We start from the raw sequence: 17641 nt of genomic DNA, 5'->3' as shown, positions 1-17641 counted from the left end.
CCTGCGCACGGTGATGACCGGCGACGTGGACACCTCCACACGTCGGCGCGCCGAGTACTCCACGGACGCGTCCAACTACCGGGTGGTGCCGGACGTCGTCGTCTACCCGCGCACGACCGACGAGGTCGTCGCCGCGCTGGGGGTGCTGCGCGAGCTCGAGGTACCCGTGACCGCGCGCGGCGCCGGGACCTCGGTGGCCGGGAACTCGGTCGGTCCGGGGGTGGTGCTCGACCTGTCCCAGCACCTGGACACCATCCACGCCGTCGACCCCGAGGCCCGCACGGCCGTGGTCGACCCCGGGGTCATCATGTCCTCGCTGCAGCGCGAGGCCCGTCCGCACGGGCTGCGGTTCGGGCCCGACCCGTCGACGCAGAACCGCGCCACCCTCGGCGGCATGATCGGCAACAACGCCTGCGGGCCCCACGCCGTGGCGTACGGCCGCACGGCGGACAACGTCGTCGAGCTCGACGTCGTGGACGGGCACGGCCGCCGGTTCACGGCCTCGCACGGCGACCCGTCGTTCGCGGCCGTGCCGGGGCTGGCCGAGCTGGTCCGGGAGAACCTGGCCCTGATCCGCACCGAGTTCGGGCGCTTCGGCCGGCAGGTCTCGGGCTACTCGCTGGAGCACCTGCTGCCGGAGAACGGCTCGAACCTGGCCAGGTTCCTCGTGGGGACCGAGGGCACCCTGGTGACGGTGCTCGGTGCGACCCTCGACCTCGTGCCCGTGCCGAACGCCCCGACGCTGGTGGTGCTCGGCTACCCGGACATGCCCGCGGCCGCCGACGACGTGCCCGTGCTGCTCCAGCACGACCCGCTGGCCATCGAGGGCCTCGACGCCCGCCTGGTCCAGGTCGTCCGCGACGCCAAGGGCGCCGACGCGGTACCGGAGCTGCCCGAGGGCGCCGGCTGGCTGATGATCGAGGTCGGCGGCGGCAGCGAGAACGAGGTGCGCGAGCTCGCCGAGATGATCGTCGGGGCCTCCTCCGCCGTCGGCGCGGCCATCTACCCCGCCGGTCCCGAGGCGACGCAGATGTGGCAGATCCGGGCCGACGGCGCCGGGCTGGCCGGACGCACCCCGGCCGGTGAGCAGGCCTGGCCCGGCTGGGAGGACTCCGCGGTGCCGCCGGAGAGCCTCGGCGACTACCTGCGCGACCTCGACGCGCTCATGGCCCGCTACGGCGTCGACGGGCTGCCCTACGGGCACTTCGGCGACGGCTGCATGCACCTGCGCATCGACATCCCGCTGGAGGCCTCCGGCTCGGTGCTGCGCACCTTCATGACCGAGGCCGCCGAGCTCGTGGCCAAGTACGGGGGGTCGCTGTCCGGCGAGCACGGGGACGGCCGGGCCCGGTCCGAGCTGCTGCCCGTGATCTACTCGCCCGAGGCCGTCGCGCTGATGGAGCAGGTCAAGGCGCTCTTCGACCCGCACGACGTGCTCAACCCCGGCGTCGTGGTCCGGCCCGCCGCCGTGGACGCGGACCTGCGCCGCCCGGCGGCCTCCGCGGTGCCGTCCACGGGCCCCGTCGGTCAGCGCGGTCTGCTCGGCTCGGGCACGCTGCGCGGGACCGCGAAGAAGACCGGGTACGCGGGGTTCAGCTTCGCCCACGACCACCACGACCTGACCACGGCCGTGCACCGCTGCGTCGGGGTGGGCAAGTGCCGCGCCGACAACCAGGCCGCCGGCGGCTTCATGTGCCCGAGCTACCAGGCGACGAAGGACGAGAAGGACGTCACCCGCGGCCGGGCCCGGGTGCTGCAGGAGGCCGTCAACGGCTCCCTCGTCGGCGGGCTGACCGCCCCGGAGGTCCGCGAGTCCCTCGACCTGTGCCTGAGCTGCAAGGCCTGCTCCTCGGACTGCCCGGCCGGCGTCGACATGGCCCAGTACAAGTCCGAGGTGCTGCACCGGACCTACAAGGGCCGGCTGCGTCCCGTCGACCACTACGCGCTGGGCTGGCTGCCCCGGTGGGCGCGGCTGGCGGGCGTCGCGCCGCGCACGATCAACAAGGTGCTCTCGGTCGACTGGATCCGCCGGGCCGTGCTGTGGGCGGGCGGCATGGACACCCGGCGCTCCGTGCCGGAGTTCGCCGAGATGCCGTTCCGGCGCTGGTGGGGCCTCGGGTACGCCACGCACGGGGTGCCCGGGCTCGCGCACCGGCAGTCGCCGGGCAAGCCCGTCGGCGGCGCGCGGCCGCAGGTCGTGCTGTGGACCGACTCGTTCAGCGACTCGATGTCGCCGTCGGTGCCGCGGGCCGCGATCCGTGTGCTCGAGGCGGCCGGCTACGACGTGATCGTCCCGCGCGGCGAGGCCTGCTGCGGGCTGACGTGGATCTCCACCGGCCAGCTCGACGGCGCCCGACGCCGGCTCGACGGCCTGCTCAAGACCCTCGGCCCGTACGCCGTGAACGGGTATCCCATCCTCGGGCTGGAGCCGTCCTGCACGGCGGTGCTGCGCTCGGACCTGCTCGACCTGTTCCCCGACGACCCGCGGGCCGCCGCCGTGGCCGGGGCGACGAAGACGCTCGCCGAGCTGCTGACCGACCCCACGACGGCCCCGGCCGAGGACTCGGGGTGGGAGCTGCCCGACCTCAGCGACGTCACCGCCGTCGTGCAGCCGCACTGCCACCAGCACTCCGTCATGGGCTTCGCCGCCGACCGCGCCCTGCTGGCGCAGGCGGGGGCCACCGTGAACGAGCTGGCGGGCTGCTGCGGCCTGGCGGGCAACTTCGGCATGCAGAAGGGCCACTACGACGTCTCGGTCGCCGTGGCGGAGAACGCCCTGCTGCCGGCGCTGCGAGAACGCGAGGAGTCGGATGTCTTCGTCGCCGACGGCTTCTCCTGCCGCACGCAGGCCGTCCAGCTCGAGGGCGTCGAGGGCAAGGCCCTGGTCGAGGTGCTCGCCGAGCGACTCTGAGTGCGGCAGGCTGGCGCCATGGAGTTCCGTGACGTGGTCCGACGGCGGCGCATGGTCCGGCGGTTCGGCCCCGACCCCGTGGACCCGGCCGTGGTCGACCGGCTGGTCGAGACCGCCGTGCGGGCCCCGAGCGCAGGGTTCACCCAGGGTTGGTCGTTCCTGGTGCTCACCACGGCTGAGGAGCGCGAGCGGTTCTGGGCGGCGACCACCCCGCCGGACTCGGCGCGGGACATGTCGACCTGGCTGGCCGGGATGCGCACCGCCCCGGTGCTCGTGGTGGCGCTGGCCTCGCGGGACGCCTACGTGGGGCGCTACGCCGAGCCGGACAAGGGCTGGACCGACCGCGACGAGGCGCGGTGGCCGGTGCCGTACTGGCACGTGGACGCCGGCATGGCCTCGCTGCTCATGCTGCAGACCGCCGTCGACGAGGGGCTCGGGGCGTGCTTCTTCGGCATCTCGGCCGACCGGATCGCGGCGTTCCGCGAGGCCTTCGGCGTGCCGGCCGAGTGGGCGCCCACCGGGGTGGTCGCCGTCGGGCACCCCCAGGCCGGGGGAGCGAAGGGGTCACCGGCGCGGCGGCGGCGCAAGCCGCTGGACGAGGTGTTGCACCGCGGGCGGTGGTGACCGCCGGCCGGCCCGTCAGGGGCGGACGGTGCCGACGAGCCGGTCGCGGACGGCGTGGGGGAGCTCGGCGACGTCGTCGATCGTGTCCAGGTCGGCGGCCGTGCCCGGGCGCAGCACGACGGCGGCGCGCAGCCCGTGCCGCGTGGCCTCGGCCTCGTGGGCGGCGCGGGACCCGGCGCCGAACCGGAAGGCGTGGTCGCCGACCCGGGGGACGGCCAGCAGGTTCGTCCCGGTGCCGTGCCGGTCCGTGGCGACGACGACGTCGGCTCGCGCGGTGGCGACCGCGTCGACGTCCGCCGGGGTCAGCAGCGGCAGGTCGGCGTGCACCACGAGGAGCCGGTCGGCCCCCGGGCCGTCGAGGCCGTCTGGGCTGTCCGCGTCGCCGGCGTCGCCCGCGACGTGCCGCCGGGCGTGCTCCAGCGCCGCGTTCAGGCCGGGGCGGCCGGGCGGCTCCGCGATCACGTCGGCAGCTGGTCGTCGACGCGGCACGTCGAACTGCCGCGTCGACGACGACCTGCCGACGTGACCCGGGCCGTCGTCGAGCACCTCGCGGGCGAAGTCGACGTCGGCCGTCACCACGACGACCCGTCCCACCGACGCGGCGTCGTCGAGCACCCCCAGCACGTGCCGGGCCAGGGCGACCACGAGCCGCCGTCGGGCCGCGGGCTCCAGCGCCGTGGCCAGTCGCGACTTGCCGCTGGCCCCGTCGCGCAGGGGGACGACGGCGGTCACCCGCCCGGGCTCCGGTGCGTGCGGTGAGTCGCCGTCGGCAGCTGCCGGTTCCGTCATGCCAGCGCGAGCAGCTCGCGGGCCAGGCGCTCGCGACCCGCGGGCCCGCCCATGACGGTGTCGGTCACCAGGACCTCGAACCCGAGGTCCTCGATCGCGCCGGCCAGGTCCGCGTCGGCGGTGTCGATCACCATGACGTCCACCAGTCCGGTGTAGAGCCGGGCGACGCCGAGCGCCGAGACGTCGTGCCCGAGGGACTCCAGCACCTGCGCGGCGGGACCCTTGAGCGCCTTCCCGCCGACGATGGGGCTGACCGCCACGCGCCGCGGGCCGCCGGCCCGGACCGCCTCGCGCACCCCGGGCACCCCGAGCACGGGCTCCACGGACAGGAACGGGTTCGACGGCGCGACCACGAGCAGGTCGGCCCCGTGCAGCGCGTCGAGGACCCCGGGCGCCGGGCGGGCGGCGTCGATCCCGTCGAACGTCAGGTCGAGCACGGCGTCGGCGTGCCGGCGCCGCACGAAGTACTCCTGGAACTCCAGCTCGCCCGACGGTGTGGTGATCCGGGTGCGCACGGCGTCGTCGGTGACCGGCAGCAGCCGCGCCGCGACGCCCAGCGAGGCGGTGAGACCGGCGGTCACGGTGCTCAGGGGCTGCCCCTCGCGCAGCCGGGCCGTGCGCACCACGTGCGTGGCCAGGTCCTTGTCGCCGAGGGTGAACCAGGTGTCCTCGCCGAGCCGCTCCAGCTGGGACAGCGTCGCGTACGACTCGCCCGTCAGCCCCCAGCCGCGCTCCTCGTCGTTGAGCCCCGCCAGCGTGTACATCACCGTGTCGAGGTCCGGCGCGACGTGCAGCCCGTGCCGCTCGGTGTCGTCGCCGACGTTGACCACGCAGGTCAGGCCGCCGTGCGTGCCGGGCGCTCCGCCGTCGGGCAGGGCACGGGCGAGCCCGTGCGCGAGGCGGGCGCCGCCGACGCCACCGGCCAGGAGGGTCACCGAAGTACTCACGCCCCGAGCCTAAAGGCGTCATGATGGCCCCATGGCTGTCTTCGCGTTCTCCGTCGCTCCGCTCGGTGCCGGCGAGTCGGTCACCGACTCCGTCGCCGAGGCCGTCCGCATCGTCCGGGAGTCCGGGCTGCCCCACCGCACCACCTCGATGTTCACCGAGGTCGAGGGGGAGTGGGGCGAGGTGATGCCGGTGATCCAGCGCGCCACCGAGGCCGTGGGCAACGGCGGGCACCGCGTCTCGCTCGTGCTGAAGGCCGACATCCGGCCGGGGTACACCGGCCAGCTCGAGGGCAAGGTGGCCCGGGTCGAGGAGGCGCTGGCCGAGGACGAGTCGGCGACCGGTCACGCCTGACCCGCCCGACGAGTCCGGCTCGTCACCTCTTCCGGATCGCGGTGCATGTGCCGGTTCTGTGTCGTGAGAGTCCTCACCGACCTGGGGTGTTGTACGACCCCTGAGGGCCCACCGTAGGCTATGGCGGATCACGGCCACACGGGCCGTGTGCGGAGCCGGGGAGAGTCAGCGCGATGCCACTGTTCGAGGTCGACGCCAGCAGGCCGCTCCTCGTCCAGTCCGGGCGGACCGCGGGGTCGGTCGAACCCGGGCTGGCGACGACGGCCCACCGCGTCGTGGACTCCCACATCGACGGACTGCTGGGCGAGCAGATCTTCCCCGTCGCGCAGGGCTCCGGGCCCGACGAGCCGCACCTGCTGGCCCTGGACGCCACGGGATCGCCCGTCGTCGTCGAGCTGGTCGCCAACCTGGACAAGGCGGCGCTGACCCGGGCCCTGGACCACGCCGGGTGGGCCGGCCGGCTGACCCGCGGCGAGCTCGCCGCCCGCTACCACGGTGGTCAGAACGCGTTCCAGCGCGACATCGCCACGTTCTACGACTCGGTGCCGATCACCCGCTCCCAGCCGGGACGCTCCAGCGCCCGCCTCATCGTCATCTGCCAGGAGGCCGGCGAGGACATCCTCAACGCCGTCGACTTCCTGCGGCAGCCGACCATGCCCGTCGAGGTGCTCAAGATGGGGGTGATGCACGGGCAGGACGGCCGACGGTTCGTCGACGTCTCGCCGCTGGTCATCCACCCGGCCTCCGACTCGACGGCGCCGCAGCTCTCCGGCCACGGCCGCCCCGCCGGTGCGCCGCAGGCTGCTGCCGGCACGGGGGCTCGCTCCGAGGCCGAGCCGGAGTCGTTCGCCGAGGGAGTCAAGGTCGGCATCGCGCTGACCGGGAAGAACCCGGCCGTCGCCGTCCCCGCCGGGGGCGCCGACGGGAGCGGGTCGCCCGCCCGTCCCGCCCCGGACGCCGTCGGGGACACCGCCGAGCAGCCGCCGCTGCGGCGCGGTCGTGCGGCACGGCGTGCCGAGGCGCAGGCCGCGGCCGGCCCCCCGAGCCTGGCGGTCCCGTCCGTCCCGACGTCGCAGCAGCCCCCGGCACCGACCCCCGCTCCTGCGCCGGCCCCCGCGACGGCGCACGCCCCGGTCCCGCCCCCGCCGCAGGACCCGCCGGCGCCGCGACGCCGGTCGCGCAGCGACCGTTTCCGCGAGGCCGGGCCCGCGCCGCAGCCGCCGCGTCCCGCCGCACCGGCGCCCGCGCCCGCGCCGGCCCCCGCGCCCGAGCCGGCGCCGGCACCGCGGCGGCCGTTCTCGGCGTCGTCGGCCGACGACCTCGACCTCGCCGGCCTCGCGCGGCGCACCACCTCCGCCGCGAGCTCCGACACCCCCTCGCTCGGCGAGGACTTCGCCCGGGCCGCCGCCCCGGCGCTGGACCGTCCCGCCCCGGCGTCGGACGCGCGGAGCTCGGATCCGCTGGACTCGTGGACGCCCTGGTCGGAGAGCACGGACCGGCCGTGGCAGCCGTCGACGCCGGAGACGTGGACCAGCGCCTCCGACGACCTGCCGCGCCTGCAGGTCCCGCCGCTGGAGGCGCCGTCGTACACGCCGCCGCCCGAACGCGCCCTGTACGACGACGCCGGGACCACCGTGCTCGACGAGGAGGAGGTGGACGGCGACCTCGTCGCGCTGGCGAGCACGCTGGGTCGGCCCACCTACCTCGAGTGGTCGCGCCCGCGCCGCCAGCAGCACTTCGAGGCGCTGCTGCACCCGGACGGGGTGATCGAGCTGCCCGACGGTTCGCGGTTCCAGCACCCCGACCACGCGGCGTCGGCCGCCTGCGGGGCGCCGACCGACGACGGTTGGAACGTCTGGCGGATCGTGCCCGACGGCGTCACGCTGCTGGACGCCTACCGCGCCCGCTTCGCCTGACCCCACCCCGCACACCCCGCCCCACCTGTCGTTGTGGGCATGAAATCTGCAGGTCTTCCCCGGGGAAGACCTGCAGATTTCATGCCCACAACGAGCAAGGGGAGGGGCAGGTCAGGGGGTGACGACGATCTTGCCGGTCTGCTCACCGGCGGCGAGCCGCGCCAGGCCGGTCCCGACGTCGGCCAGCGCCACCTCCGAGTCGACGACGGGGCGCACCCCGGTCCGCGCGCAGAACCGCAGCAGTGCCGCCAGGTCCTCGCGCGACCCCATCGTCACGCCCTGCACCCGCAGCTCGGTGAAGAAGATGCGGGACAGCTCGGCCGCCGGGGCGTCGCCGCTCGTGGCGCCGCACACCACGATCGTGCCGCCGGGGCGCACGGAGCGCACCGAGTGCGCCCAGGTGGCCTGACCGACCGACTCGACCACGGCGTCGACCCGCGCCGGGACCCGCTCGCCGGGTTCGACGACGGCACTCGCCCCGAGCTCGAGCGCCCGGTCGCGCTTGGCAGCGTCGCGGGAGGTGGCGGTGACCTCCAGCCCGGCCGCGGCCCCGAGGACGATGGCGGCCGTGGCGACGCCGCCGCCGACGCCCTGGACGAGCACGCGGTCGCCGGGGCGCAGGTCGGCCGCGCGGAACAGCATCCGGTAGGCGGTCAGCCAGGCGGTGGGCAGGCACGCGGCCTCGGCGAAGGACAGCTCGGCCGGCTTGGGCACGAGGTTCGCGGTCGGCACCGACACCTGCTCGGCGAGCGTGCCCGGATACTTCTCGCTGAGCAGGGTGCGGCGCTCCCGCGGCCCGACGCCGTGGCCGTCCGCGCCCACGACGCCGTGCAGCACGACCTCGCTGCCGTCGGGCGCGACGCCGGCCGCGTCCGTGCCGAGGATCATCGGGAGCTGCTCCTCGCGCAGCCCGACGCCGCGCAGGGACCACAGGTCGTGGTGGTTGAGGCTCGCGGCCCGGACCTCGACGGTGGTCCAGTGCTCACGCTCCTCGGGTGCCGGGCGGTCGGTGACCTCCAGGCCGTCGAGCGGGTTGTCCGGGGCGAAGCGGGCGACGGTGGCTGCGAGCATGCCCCCAACGTACTCGCGAGTCAGCGGGCTGCCGCGTTCACCCGGCGCCGACGTCGAACAGCCAGGCGATGCCGAACTTGTCGGTGAGCTGCCCGTAGTAGTCGCCCCAGGGCGCCTTCTCGAACGGCATGACGTCGGTCGCGCCGTCGGACAGGGCGGCGATGACGCCGCGCACGTACTCCAGGTCCTCCGGGCCGCCGGTCACGGCGACGGTGACACCGCTGTTCGGGGCGACGTAGGGCATGGACGACGGTGTGTCGGACGCCATCAGCATCAGGCCGCCCGGCGTGGTGACCGACCCGTGCATGACCAGCTCCTGGTCGGCAGGATCGTCGGCCATGCCGGGCATCGAGCCGAAGGTGGTGATCTCGAGCTCGCCGCCGAGCGCGGACCGGTAGTGCTCCAGGGCCTCGCGGGCACCGGTGCGAAAGCTGAGGTAGGGGTTGAGCCGCGCCATCGTGGCCTCCACGGTCGAAGCGGTCCGCCGTCGTCGGCGGCGCACCCACGGTAGGTCGGCGCGGCCGGACTCGCTCGCCGTGCCGACGAGCGGTGGATCAGGCGGGGGAGACGCGCTCGACCTCGGCGAGGAAGTCGCGCACGAGCGGCCCCATCTGGTCGAACTCCAGCAGGAACCCGTCGTGCCCGAAGTCGGAGGTGATGAGCCGCGTCCCGGCCGCGTGCGGCAGCCCCGCGGCGATCCGGTCGGACAGCTCGGGCGGGAACAGCCGGTCGGAGTCCACGGCCACCACGAGGGCCTGGGACTCGACCTGCCCCAGCGCGGCCTCCACGCCGCCGCGGTCGCGGCCGACGTCGTGGGTCAGCATCGTCTCGGTCAGCCGCAGGTAGGAGTTGGCGTCGAACCGACGGGCGAGCTTGTCGCCGTGGTGGTCGAGGTACGACTGCACGGCGAAGCGGCCGTCGGTCTGCGGGTCCTCGCCGCCCTGGGGGAGCCGCCCGAACCGCTCGTCGAGCTCGCGTGCGGTCCGGTAGGTGGTGTGTGCGATCTGCCGGGCGATCCCGAGCCCGGCGTGCGGGCCCTCGCCCGGGGCGGCGTCGTAGTAGTCGCCGCCGTTCCAGCGCGGGTCGGAGCGGATGGCGCCGAGCTGGGGGTGCGCCCAGGCGATCTGGTCGCCGGAGGACTGCGCGCTGGTGGCGATCGAGACGATCGACCGCACGTCGATCCCGGCCTCGGGGCCCAGCAGCGCCCACTCCAGGACGCGCATCCCGCCCATCGAGCCGCCGATGACGGTCGCCCACGAGCGGACGCCGAGCAGCCGGGCGAGCTCGATCTCCACGGCGACCTGGTCGCGGGTGGTGATCCGCGGGAAGCGTGCGCCCCAGGGTCGGCCGTCCGGGGCGGTCGACGCCGGTCCGGTGGTGCCCTGGCAGCCGCCGAGCACGTTGGGCACGACGACGAAGTAGCGGTCGGTGTCGATGGGGGCGCCGGGGCCGATCATCGGCTCCCACCAGCCGGCGGTCGCGTGGCCGGGGCCGGCCTGGCCACGCACGTGCGCGTCGCCGGTCAGCGCGTGCAGCACGAGGACGGCGTTGGACCCGTCGGCGTCGAGCTCGCCGTGGGTCTCGTAGGCGACCCGCACGTCGGGCAGCCGCGACCCGACCTCGAGGTCGAAGGTGCCCACGTCGAGGAACCGGCGGGCGCCCGCGGGGTCGCCCTCGCGCCAGGCGCCGGACGCCGGGACGGGGCCGGCCGGGGCGCGGCGCGCACCGCGCGGCGACTTCCAGCCGGTCTCGGAACCGGGATGGCGGGGTGTCGTCGTGGTCATCGTCTCTCCTGGCTGCGGTGCCGGGGGACCGGCGGGGTGCGGGCGGGCGAGGAGCGCACGCTGCGGGTGAGCTGCACGGCGTGGGACGCAGGCAGGCGAACGTGCGCGGTGGCTACGGGCACATTCGACGAGTCATGTCCTCGACGGTAACCGCCGCACCGACGCCTGCCCATCCCGATCTCACGATGCGGGACCACATGTCGAGACGGAGGAGGATCTCCTGTCGAGACGTGACGTGGACCACCCGGCGTACGGTGGGTCCATGCACGAGGCCAGGCTCCCCGTCGTCGAGATCGTCGGGGTCTACCACGCCGAGGGCAGCCTCCTCGGCGAGGTGCGGTACGTGCTCGGTCGGCTGCGCGGCACGGCGCACTGCGCGCTGTGCGACATCACGCACGGCGCGGTCCGACGGCGGCGGGCCTGGGACGCGTACGTCGCCACGCTCGACCTGCCGGTCACGCTCGTGCACCTCGACGAGACGGACGACGACGTCGCGGCCGCCGTCGCCCGCGCCGGCAGCCCCGTCGTGCTCGGCCGCACCTCCGCCGACGCCCTCGTCACCCTGCTCGACGCCGACGCCCTCGAGGACCTGGACGGGGACGTGGCCGCCTTCGGCGACGCGCTGACGGCGGCGCTGGCCGCGACCACCCGCTGACCGGTCTCAGGGGCGCAGCAGCACCTTCGTGGCGCGGCGCTCGTCCATGGCGGCGTAGGCCTCGGCGACGTCGGCCAGCGGCATCTCGACGTCGAACACCCGCCCCGGGGTGATCGCCCCGGACAGCACGTCGTCCAGCAGGTCCGCCATGTGCGCCCGCGCCGGCGCCATGCCGCCGCCGACGGTGATGTTGCGGCCGAACAGGGTCCTGATGGGCACCTGCGAGCCGCCGTGCGGCACGCCGACGAACCCGACCCGGCCGCCGCCCCGCACGGACCCGAGCGCCTGCTCCATCGACTGCTCGGTGCCGACGCACTCCAGGGCGGCGTCCGCGAGGTCGCCGCCCAGCAGGTCGCGCAGCGCCGCGACACCCTCGTCGCCGCGCTCGGCGATCACGTCGTCCGCCCCGAGCTCGCGGGCCAGCGCCGCCCGGTCGGGGTGGCGGGAGAACGCGACGACGCGCTCGGCGCCGAGCCGCCGGGCCGCGACGACGCCGCACAGCCCGACCGCGCCGTCCCCGACCACCGCGACGGTGTCCCCGGGGCCGACGCCGGCCGACACCGCGGCGTGGTGGCCGGTGGACATGACGTCGGCCAGCGTCAGCAGGTGCGGCACGAGACCTGCCTCCTCCAGCTCGGCCTCGCTGCGCCCGACCGGGAACAGCGAGTGCTGGGCCAGCGGGATGCGCACGCGCTCGCTCTGGGCGCCGTCCACCGGGTGGCCGTCCCGGTCGGTGGACCCGAACCCCGTGACCCGGTCGCAGGCCGACGGGAAGCCCGCCCGGCACGACTGGCACTCGCCGCAGCTCAGCGAGAACGGGACGACGACGAAGTCCCCGGGCGCGGCCGACGTGACCGCGGCGCCGACCTCCTCGACGACACCGACCAGCTCGTGGCCGATGGGGTGCGGCTCGCGGGTCTTCGCGACGCCCCGGTACGGCCACAGGTCGGACCCGCAGACGCAGGCGGCCACCACGCGCAGCACGGCGTCGTGCTCGGTGCGCAGGACGGGGTCGGGGCGGTTCTCGGCGCGGACGTCTCGCGCCGCGTGGATCATCGCGGAAAGCATGGCCCCACGGTAGGCCGACGACGGCGGTCGCACCCGCCGCCGTCGGCCCGCGCAGGGCGTGCGTGGCCCCGCGCACGGGGGTCAGCCGTCGAGCGCCGCCTTGGCCGCGGTGAAGCCGAGCTCGAGGTCGGCCAGGACGTCCTCGACGTCCTCGATGCCGACGGCGAGGCGCACCAGGCCGGGCGTGACGCCGGACTGGGCCTGCTCGGCCTCGCTGAGCTGGCTGTGCGTCGTCGAGGCGGGGTGGATCACCAGCGAGCGGACGTCGCCGATGTTCGCCACGTGCGAGTGCAGCCGCAGCGCCGAGACGAACGCCTGCCCGGCCTCCGCGCCGCCGTCGAGCTCGAAGGCGAGCACGGCGCCGGCGCCGCGCGGGGCGTAGCGCTGCTGGACGGCGTGCCAGGGGCTGGACTCCAGGCCGGCGTAGTGCACGCGCAGCACGTCGTCGCGCTGCTCGAGCCACTCGGCCACGCGCTGGGCGTTGTCGACGTGGCGCTCCACGCGCAGCGACAGCGTCTCGATGCCCTGGGCGATCTGGAAGGCGTTGAACGGCGAGACCGCCGAGCCCAGGTCGCGCAGGAGCTGGACCCGCGCCTTGAGGATGAAGGCCAGGTTGGCCCCCAGCGCCCCGTCGACGCCGAGGTCGCGGGCGTAGACCAGCCCGTTGTACGAGGGGTCGGGGGTGTTGAAGCCGGGGAACCGCTCCGGGTAGCGCGCGTAGTCGAAGTTCCCGGAGTCCACGATGACGCCGGCGACGGTGGTGCCGTGCCCGCCGAGGTACTTGGTGGCCGAGTGCACGACGACGTCGGCCCCGTGCTCGATCGGGCGCACCAGGTAGGGCGTCGCCACGGTGTTGTCCACGATGAGCGGCACCTGGGACTCGTGCGCGACGTCGGCGACCAGCGCGATGTCCAGGAAGTCGTTCTTCGGGTTGGGGATCGTCTCGGCGAAGAACGCCTTGGTGTTCTCCTGCACGGCGGCGCGCCACGCGTCGGCGTCGTGGGAGTCCTCGACGAATGTCGTGGTGATCCCGAACCGGGTCAGGGTGTGCTTGAGCAGGTTGTAGGTGCCGCCGTAGAGGCTGGCGCTGGCCACCACGTGGTCCCCGGCCTCGGCGACGTTGAGGATCGCGAACGTCTCCGCGGCCTGCCCCGAGGCGAGCAGCAGCGCGCCGACGCCGCCCTCGAGGTCCGCGATGCGGTTCTCGACGGTCTCCTGGGTCGGGTTCGTGATGCGGGTGTAGATGGGGCCGAGCTCGGCCAGGGCGAAGCGGTTCGCGGCGGTCTTCGCGTCGTCGAACACGTACGACGTCGTCTGGTAGATCGGCAGCGCGCGCGCCCCGGTGGCGGGGTCGGGCGTCTGGCCGGCGTGGATCTGGCGGGTCGCGAAGGACCAGCGAGGCGTGTCGGTCATGAGGGTGCTCCAAGGGGTCCGGCGGGTCGGGGATCGGCAGCGCGCACGTGCTCCCCACGGCCGGGCCGACACGTGCTCGGCCGGTCGGCCGGACGTGGGCAGGCGAACGTGCGCGGAGTCAGCGGCACATTCGACGCGTGGTCATGTGACGACGGTAGGGCGGGAATCTCGCTGAGCGGAAGGGGGTGTCCATCCAGCGAGATGCTTGGACGGGATGGGGTCTTTACGGCCTTCTGGCGGTTCGCTAGGTTCGTCGGACGTGGGTCGACAACTGAGGGAGTGGCCGGCGATGGGGCGTGGCGACCGGGGTGTGCGAGGCAGGATCGCGCGGGTGGCGACAGCGGGGGCGGTGACGCTGGGCCTGGCCCTGACGTCGGGCGTGGCCGTGGTCCCGGCGGCCGTCGCGGTGGACGACGTGACGACGATCGAGCTCGACTCGGACCGTGCGTGGCGCGGGCAGGTCGTCGGTGTGCCGGTGACCGTGACCGAGGGCGGCGCTCCGGCGGAGGGCTACGTGCAGCTCTTCGTCGACGGCGCCCCTCCGCTGCCGTCGGTCGCCCTCAGCGAGGGACGGGCCATGCTGGCCCTGTTCACCGGCGGTCAGCCCGTCGGTCCCCACGAGCTCGAGGTGCGACACGTCGACTGGAACGCCACGACGGAGTGCCGCTGCACCTCGTCCGCGACGACGTCGCTGCAGATCCTCGAGCCGACCGTTCCGGTCCTGACGCCGGGCTCCTGGCTCTACGGCGACCCGGTGACGCTCCGGTACGACGTCACCGGGACGGACCTGGCGACCGACGGGACGGTCACGCTGTGGGGGGACGACTCCTCCGAGGCGCCCCTCGTGGACGGCGTCGCCGAGCTCGAGCTGGCCGGTGACGAGACCGACGGCTGGTCGATCACGCTGAAGCAGCGTGACGCCGAGAACAACACGGTCTCGACCTGGCGGCTGCCCGTCGACGTCAAGTCCAAGCCGGTCACCGCGGACGTCGAGATCCCCGAGACCTGGCGCCGGGGCGAGACGGTCCGGATCGCGGTCGACGTGGCGTCCGACCACGGGACCCCGACCGGCGAGGCGTCGGTGACCTACCTCGACGGCGCCGAAGGGGTCCGGCTGGCGCGGGAGACGCTCGTCGACGGTCGTGGAGAGCTCGTGGTCGACGTCACGGACCTGCCGGTCGGGGAGCAGCGGATCGAGATCCGCACGCACGGAGGACGGGAGTACGAGAACACCCGCGCGGAGCACGTGGTCGAGGTGCTTCCCCCCGCGACGCGCGTGCGGGTGTCCACGGACCGACGGTGGACCTACGCCCAGCGCCGCAGCGTCGACGTGGACGTCACGTCCTCGGTCGGCACGCCGGAGGGGAGGGTCGTCCTCCACCAGGCGGGACGGAGGATCGGCGCGGCCGACCTGATGCAGGGTCGGGCGTCCGTGCGGGTCTGGGGCAAGAAGGTCGACCCGGGCCGGCGCACGATCGTCGCGAGGTTCGTGCCGGACTCGGCGGAGCACGCGCCGTCGCGCACGTCGTGGACCCAGCGGGTCCGCAAGGCGCAGCCCACGGTCAGTCTGCGGATGCGACGCACGACGTACTGGGCCGACGTCCCGCTCACGGGGAAGAAGTCCGGCCGGATCGTCGTGCGGACCCCGCGGATGCCCGAGGTGGGCAAGGTCGTGCTCCAGACCCGTGACCCGCACGCGAATAACGACAGCTGGCGGACACGGAAGTCGTGGTGGTTGAGCCGGAGCGAGGACGGGGTCCAGCGGATCAAGGTACCGGCGCGCTACCTCGACAAGGTCGGCGACCGGAGCGGACGAGTCTTCCTCCGCGTCCGGTACGTCCCCGCCGACAGCGCGCACGTCGCGAAGCGAAGGTCCCCGCGTCTCGCCCTCTACTTCACCTGAGCCCCGGAGCCCCTCCCGGAGGACGACGTCGGCCCCCGTCCCGGTGCGGGACGGGGGCCGACGTGGGTTCCGGGAGGACGGCGGCTCAGTGGTGGTAGCCGGAGTCCTTGGCGCGCTGGATCGAGCGGTTGATCTCGGCCTCGGCGTCCTCGCGGCCGACCCAGTGGGCGCCCTCGACGGACTTGCCGGGCTCCAGGTCCTTGTAGACCTCGAAGAAGTGCTGGATCTCCAGGCGGTGGAAGTCCGAGACGTCGTCGATGTCCTGGCGCCAGGCGGCGCGCTGGTCACCGGTCGGTACGCAGAGGACCTTGTCGTCGCCGCCGGCCTCGTCGCGCATGCGGAACATCCCCAGCGCGCGGCACTTGATCAGGCAGCCGGGGAACGTGGGCTCCTCGAGCAGGACCATGGCGTCCAGAGGGTCGCCGTCCTCACCGAGCGTGCCCTCGATGAACCCGTAGTCGTCCGGGTATCGGGTCGAGGTGAAGAGCATGCGGTCCAGACGGATGCGACCGGTCTCGTGGTCCACCTCGTACTTGTTTCGCTGACCCTTCGGGATCTCGATGGTGACGTCGAACTCCACAGTTCCTCCGCTTCGTGATGCGTACGCGCGTCACCAAGTGTGCCATGCAGGGCGCCTCCACGAGCCCTCGGAGGCCGGTTCGTCCCGGCACCGCGTGCAGGACGGTCGTGCGACAATGCGGGCTGACCGAGCCTGCGTGTGACCAGGTTCACGAGACGGGGAGGACCGCATGGGGTGGCGGCTGAGGGTCGGTGCCGCCGTGACGTCGGTCCTCACCTTGTTCGGCGGCTACCTCGTGGCCGACGCGTACGACGTCGTGCCCGGCATGGTCACCTTCGACCCGCCCCACGCCACACCCGCGCCCTTCCCCTCCGCGCCCGGGGCCACCACCGGCCCCACGCCCCGGACCGCCGTGCCGCCGCTGTCCTCCGAGGCCCCCTCGCCGGACGCCGCCGCCGTCGGGGACCTCGTGGACGGGATCGTCGACGACGAACGCCTCGGCAACCGGGTGGGCGTCGTCGTCGCCGACGCCGACACCGGCGAGACGCTCGGTGCGTCCGGACCGGACCGACTCATGGTGCCCGCCTCCACCCAGAAGGTCCTCACCGCCGTCGCCGCCTACGCCGGCCCGGGCGGCGAGGTCACCCTGCCCACCCGGGCGATGCTGCAGGGGACCTCGCACGTCGTGCTCGTCGGCGGCGGGGACATGATGCTCGCCGCCGACGACGGCGACCCGGACTCCGTCAACGGGCACGCGGGCCTCGGCGACCTCGCCGACCAGGTCGTCGACGAGCTCGGGCTCTCCGGCCGGGACACCGTCACGCTGTCCGTCGACGACACGCTGTTCACCGGGCCGGCGCTCGCGCCGTCCGTACGCCGCAGCGACGCCGCCGCCGGGTACGTCGCCCCCGTGGCGGCGCTCGCCGTCGACGTCGCCCGCCTGGAGGACGAGAAGTACGCCCCGCGCCAGTCCGACCCCGCCATGGCCGCCGCCGAGACGTTCGCCGAGGCGCTGGCCGACCGTGGGCTGACCGTCGCGGGTAGCGTCCGGCGCCACGAGGCGCCGTCGTCCGCCCGGGAGATCGGCAGGGTCGAGTCCGCGCCGCTCGGTGCGATCGTCGACTACTTCCTCGCCGAGTCCGACAACACCCTGACCGAGGTGGTCGGCCGGATCGTCGCCCTCGACGCCGGGCTGCCCGGTTCGCAGGCCGCCGCCATCAGCGAGGTAGTGGCCGCCGTCGAGCGCCTGGGCGTCGACCTGTCCGGCGCCGAGCTGATGGACCTCTCGGGGCTGGGCGTCGGCTCGCTGCTCACCCCGGCCCAGGTCGTCGCCACGCTCGAGGTCGCCGCCCAGGACCCCGCGCTGCGCGAGACCCTGATCGGGCTGCCCGTCGCCGGGATGCAGGGCACGCTCGCCGACCGGTTCGGGCAGGACAACCCGGGCCGCGGCTACACCCGGGCCAAGACCGGCAGCCTGCCCGACACCCGCTCCCTGGCCGGGACCGTGGTCACCGCCGACGACCGGCTGCTGCTGTTCACCGTCATCGCCGACCGCATCCCCGACGGGCAGTCGTTCGGGGCCAACTTCATCATCGACGACTTCGTCGGCGACCTCGCCGCCTGCGGCTGCCGTCCGCAGGGCGGCTGAGCGGCCGCGTCCCGCCGCGCTCGCGAACCGGTGCGTGGAC

Annotated in this window: 15 protein-coding genes; 7 read left to right on the top strand and 8 right to left on the bottom strand. The window is 74.5% G+C overall.

The annotated features are described in order from the left end of the window. Positions 1–13: 13 nt before the first annotated feature. Both V5O49_RS05640 and V5O49_RS05635 read left to right on the top strand, forming a co-directional pair. The gene (locus tag V5O49_RS05640) at positions 14–2911 is read left to right on the top strand and encodes an FAD-binding and (Fe-S)-binding domain-containing protein (protein WP_332901764.1); all 2898 of its coding nucleotides are present in this window, start codon (positions 14–16) and stop codon (positions 2909–2911) included. An 18-nt stretch (positions 2912–2929) separates the two neighbouring features. Further along, positions 2930–3535 (top strand): nitroreductase family protein, encoded by a 606-nt coding sequence (locus V5O49_RS05635; protein WP_332901376.1) that lies wholly within the window; start codon positions 2930–2932, stop codon positions 3533–3535. A gap of 15 nt (positions 3536–3550) precedes the next feature. Here the strand turns inward: V5O49_RS05635 and cofC are convergent, their stop codons facing one another. After that, positions 3551–4324, bottom strand: coding sequence for a 2-phospho-L-lactate guanylyltransferase (cofC, locus tag V5O49_RS05630; RefSeq protein WP_332901375.1), 774 nt, complete (start codon positions 4322–4324; stop codon positions 3551–3553). Next, positions 4321–5271: a 2-phospho-L-lactate transferase gene (gene cofD, locus V5O49_RS05625; RefSeq protein ID WP_332901374.1), complete on the bottom strand. Its 951-nt coding sequence runs from the start codon at positions 5269–5271 to the stop codon at positions 4321–4323. The genes cofC and cofD overlap by 4 nt, the downstream gene beginning before the upstream one ends. 31 nt (positions 5272–5302) lie before the next feature. Here cofD and V5O49_RS05620 point away from each other — a divergent pair, with 31 nt between their 5' ends. Next, a complete protein-coding gene (locus tag V5O49_RS05620) occupies positions 5303–5623 on the top strand; it encodes an MTH1187 family thiamine-binding protein (RefSeq protein WP_332901373.1) in 321 nt (106 codons plus the stop codon). Between the two features lie 173 nt (positions 5624–5796). Beyond that, positions 5797–7539, top strand: a complete 1743-nt coding sequence (locus tag V5O49_RS05615; protein ID WP_332901372.1) for a restriction system modified-DNA reader domain-containing protein — start codon at positions 5797–5799, stop codon at positions 7537–7539. 111 nt (positions 7540–7650) lie between these two features. Here the strand turns inward: V5O49_RS05615 and V5O49_RS05610 are convergent, their stop codons facing one another. From V5O49_RS05610 to metX, 3 genes are all read right to left on the bottom strand, one after another. Then, entirely contained in the window at positions 7651–8610 is a 960-nt protein-coding gene (locus tag V5O49_RS05610) for a zinc-binding dehydrogenase (protein WP_332901371.1), read from the bottom strand. Positions 8611–8647: 37 nt separating this feature from the next. Beyond that, positions 8648–9079 carry a VOC family protein gene (locus V5O49_RS05605; protein ID WP_332901370.1) on the bottom strand — a complete coding sequence of 144 codons (432 nt, stop codon included), beginning with the start codon at positions 9077–9079 and terminating at the stop codon, positions 8648–8650. Positions 9080–9164: 85 nt separating this feature from the next. After that, on the bottom strand, positions 9165–10394 hold the full coding sequence (gene metX / locus V5O49_RS05600; protein ID WP_332901369.1) for a homoserine O-acetyltransferase MetX: 1230 nt from the start codon (positions 10392–10394) through the stop codon (positions 9165–9167). A 262-nt stretch (positions 10395–10656) separates the two neighbouring features. On the opposite strand from metX, the gene V5O49_RS05595 reads away from it, so the two are divergent. Beyond that, on the top strand, positions 10657–11049 hold the full coding sequence (locus V5O49_RS05595; protein ID WP_332901368.1) for a hypothetical protein: 393 nt from the start codon (positions 10657–10659) through the stop codon (positions 11047–11049). Positions 11050–11055: 6 nt separating this feature from the next. Here V5O49_RS05595 and V5O49_RS05590 read toward each other — a convergent pair whose 3' ends face one another. Together V5O49_RS05590 and V5O49_RS05585 are read right to left on the bottom strand one after the other, a co-directional pair. Further along, positions 11056–12117 (bottom strand): zinc-binding dehydrogenase, encoded by a 1062-nt coding sequence (locus V5O49_RS05590; RefSeq protein WP_332901367.1) that lies wholly within the window; start codon positions 12115–12117, stop codon positions 11056–11058. Between the two features lie 81 nt (positions 12118–12198). Beyond that, entirely contained in the window at positions 12199–13530 is a 1332-nt protein-coding gene (locus V5O49_RS05585) for a bifunctional o-acetylhomoserine/o-acetylserine sulfhydrylase (RefSeq protein ID WP_332901366.1), read from the bottom strand. A 331-nt stretch (positions 13531–13861) separates the two neighbouring features. Between V5O49_RS05585 and V5O49_RS05580 the strand changes: the two genes are divergently transcribed. Next, positions 13862–15433: a hypothetical protein gene (locus V5O49_RS05580; protein WP_332901365.1), complete on the top strand. Its 1572-nt coding sequence runs from the start codon at positions 13862–13864 to the stop codon at positions 15431–15433. A gap of 85 nt (positions 15434–15518) precedes the next feature. Here the strand turns inward: V5O49_RS05580 and V5O49_RS05575 are convergent, their stop codons facing one another. Further along, complete coding sequence (locus tag V5O49_RS05575) at positions 15519–16013, bottom strand: inorganic diphosphatase (protein ID WP_278235431.1); 495 nt, start codon at positions 16011–16013, stop codon at positions 15519–15521. Between the two features lie 169 nt (positions 16014–16182). Between V5O49_RS05575 and dacB the strand changes: the two genes are divergently transcribed. After that, entirely contained in the window at positions 16183–17601 is a 1419-nt protein-coding gene (gene dacB / locus V5O49_RS05570; protein ID WP_332901364.1) for a D-alanyl-D-alanine carboxypeptidase/D-alanyl-D-alanine endopeptidase, read from the top strand. Positions 17602–17641: the final 40 nt, after the last annotated feature.

It is taken from the genome of Isoptericola haloaureus (assembly GCF_036689775.1).
GTDB classification, from domain to species: Bacteria; Actinomycetota; Actinomycetes; order Actinomycetales; family Cellulomonadaceae; genus Isoptericola; species Isoptericola haloaureus.
The sequence above is the reverse complement of the archived record's forward strand: the minus strand, read 5'-3'. Positions and strand labels throughout refer to the sequence as shown.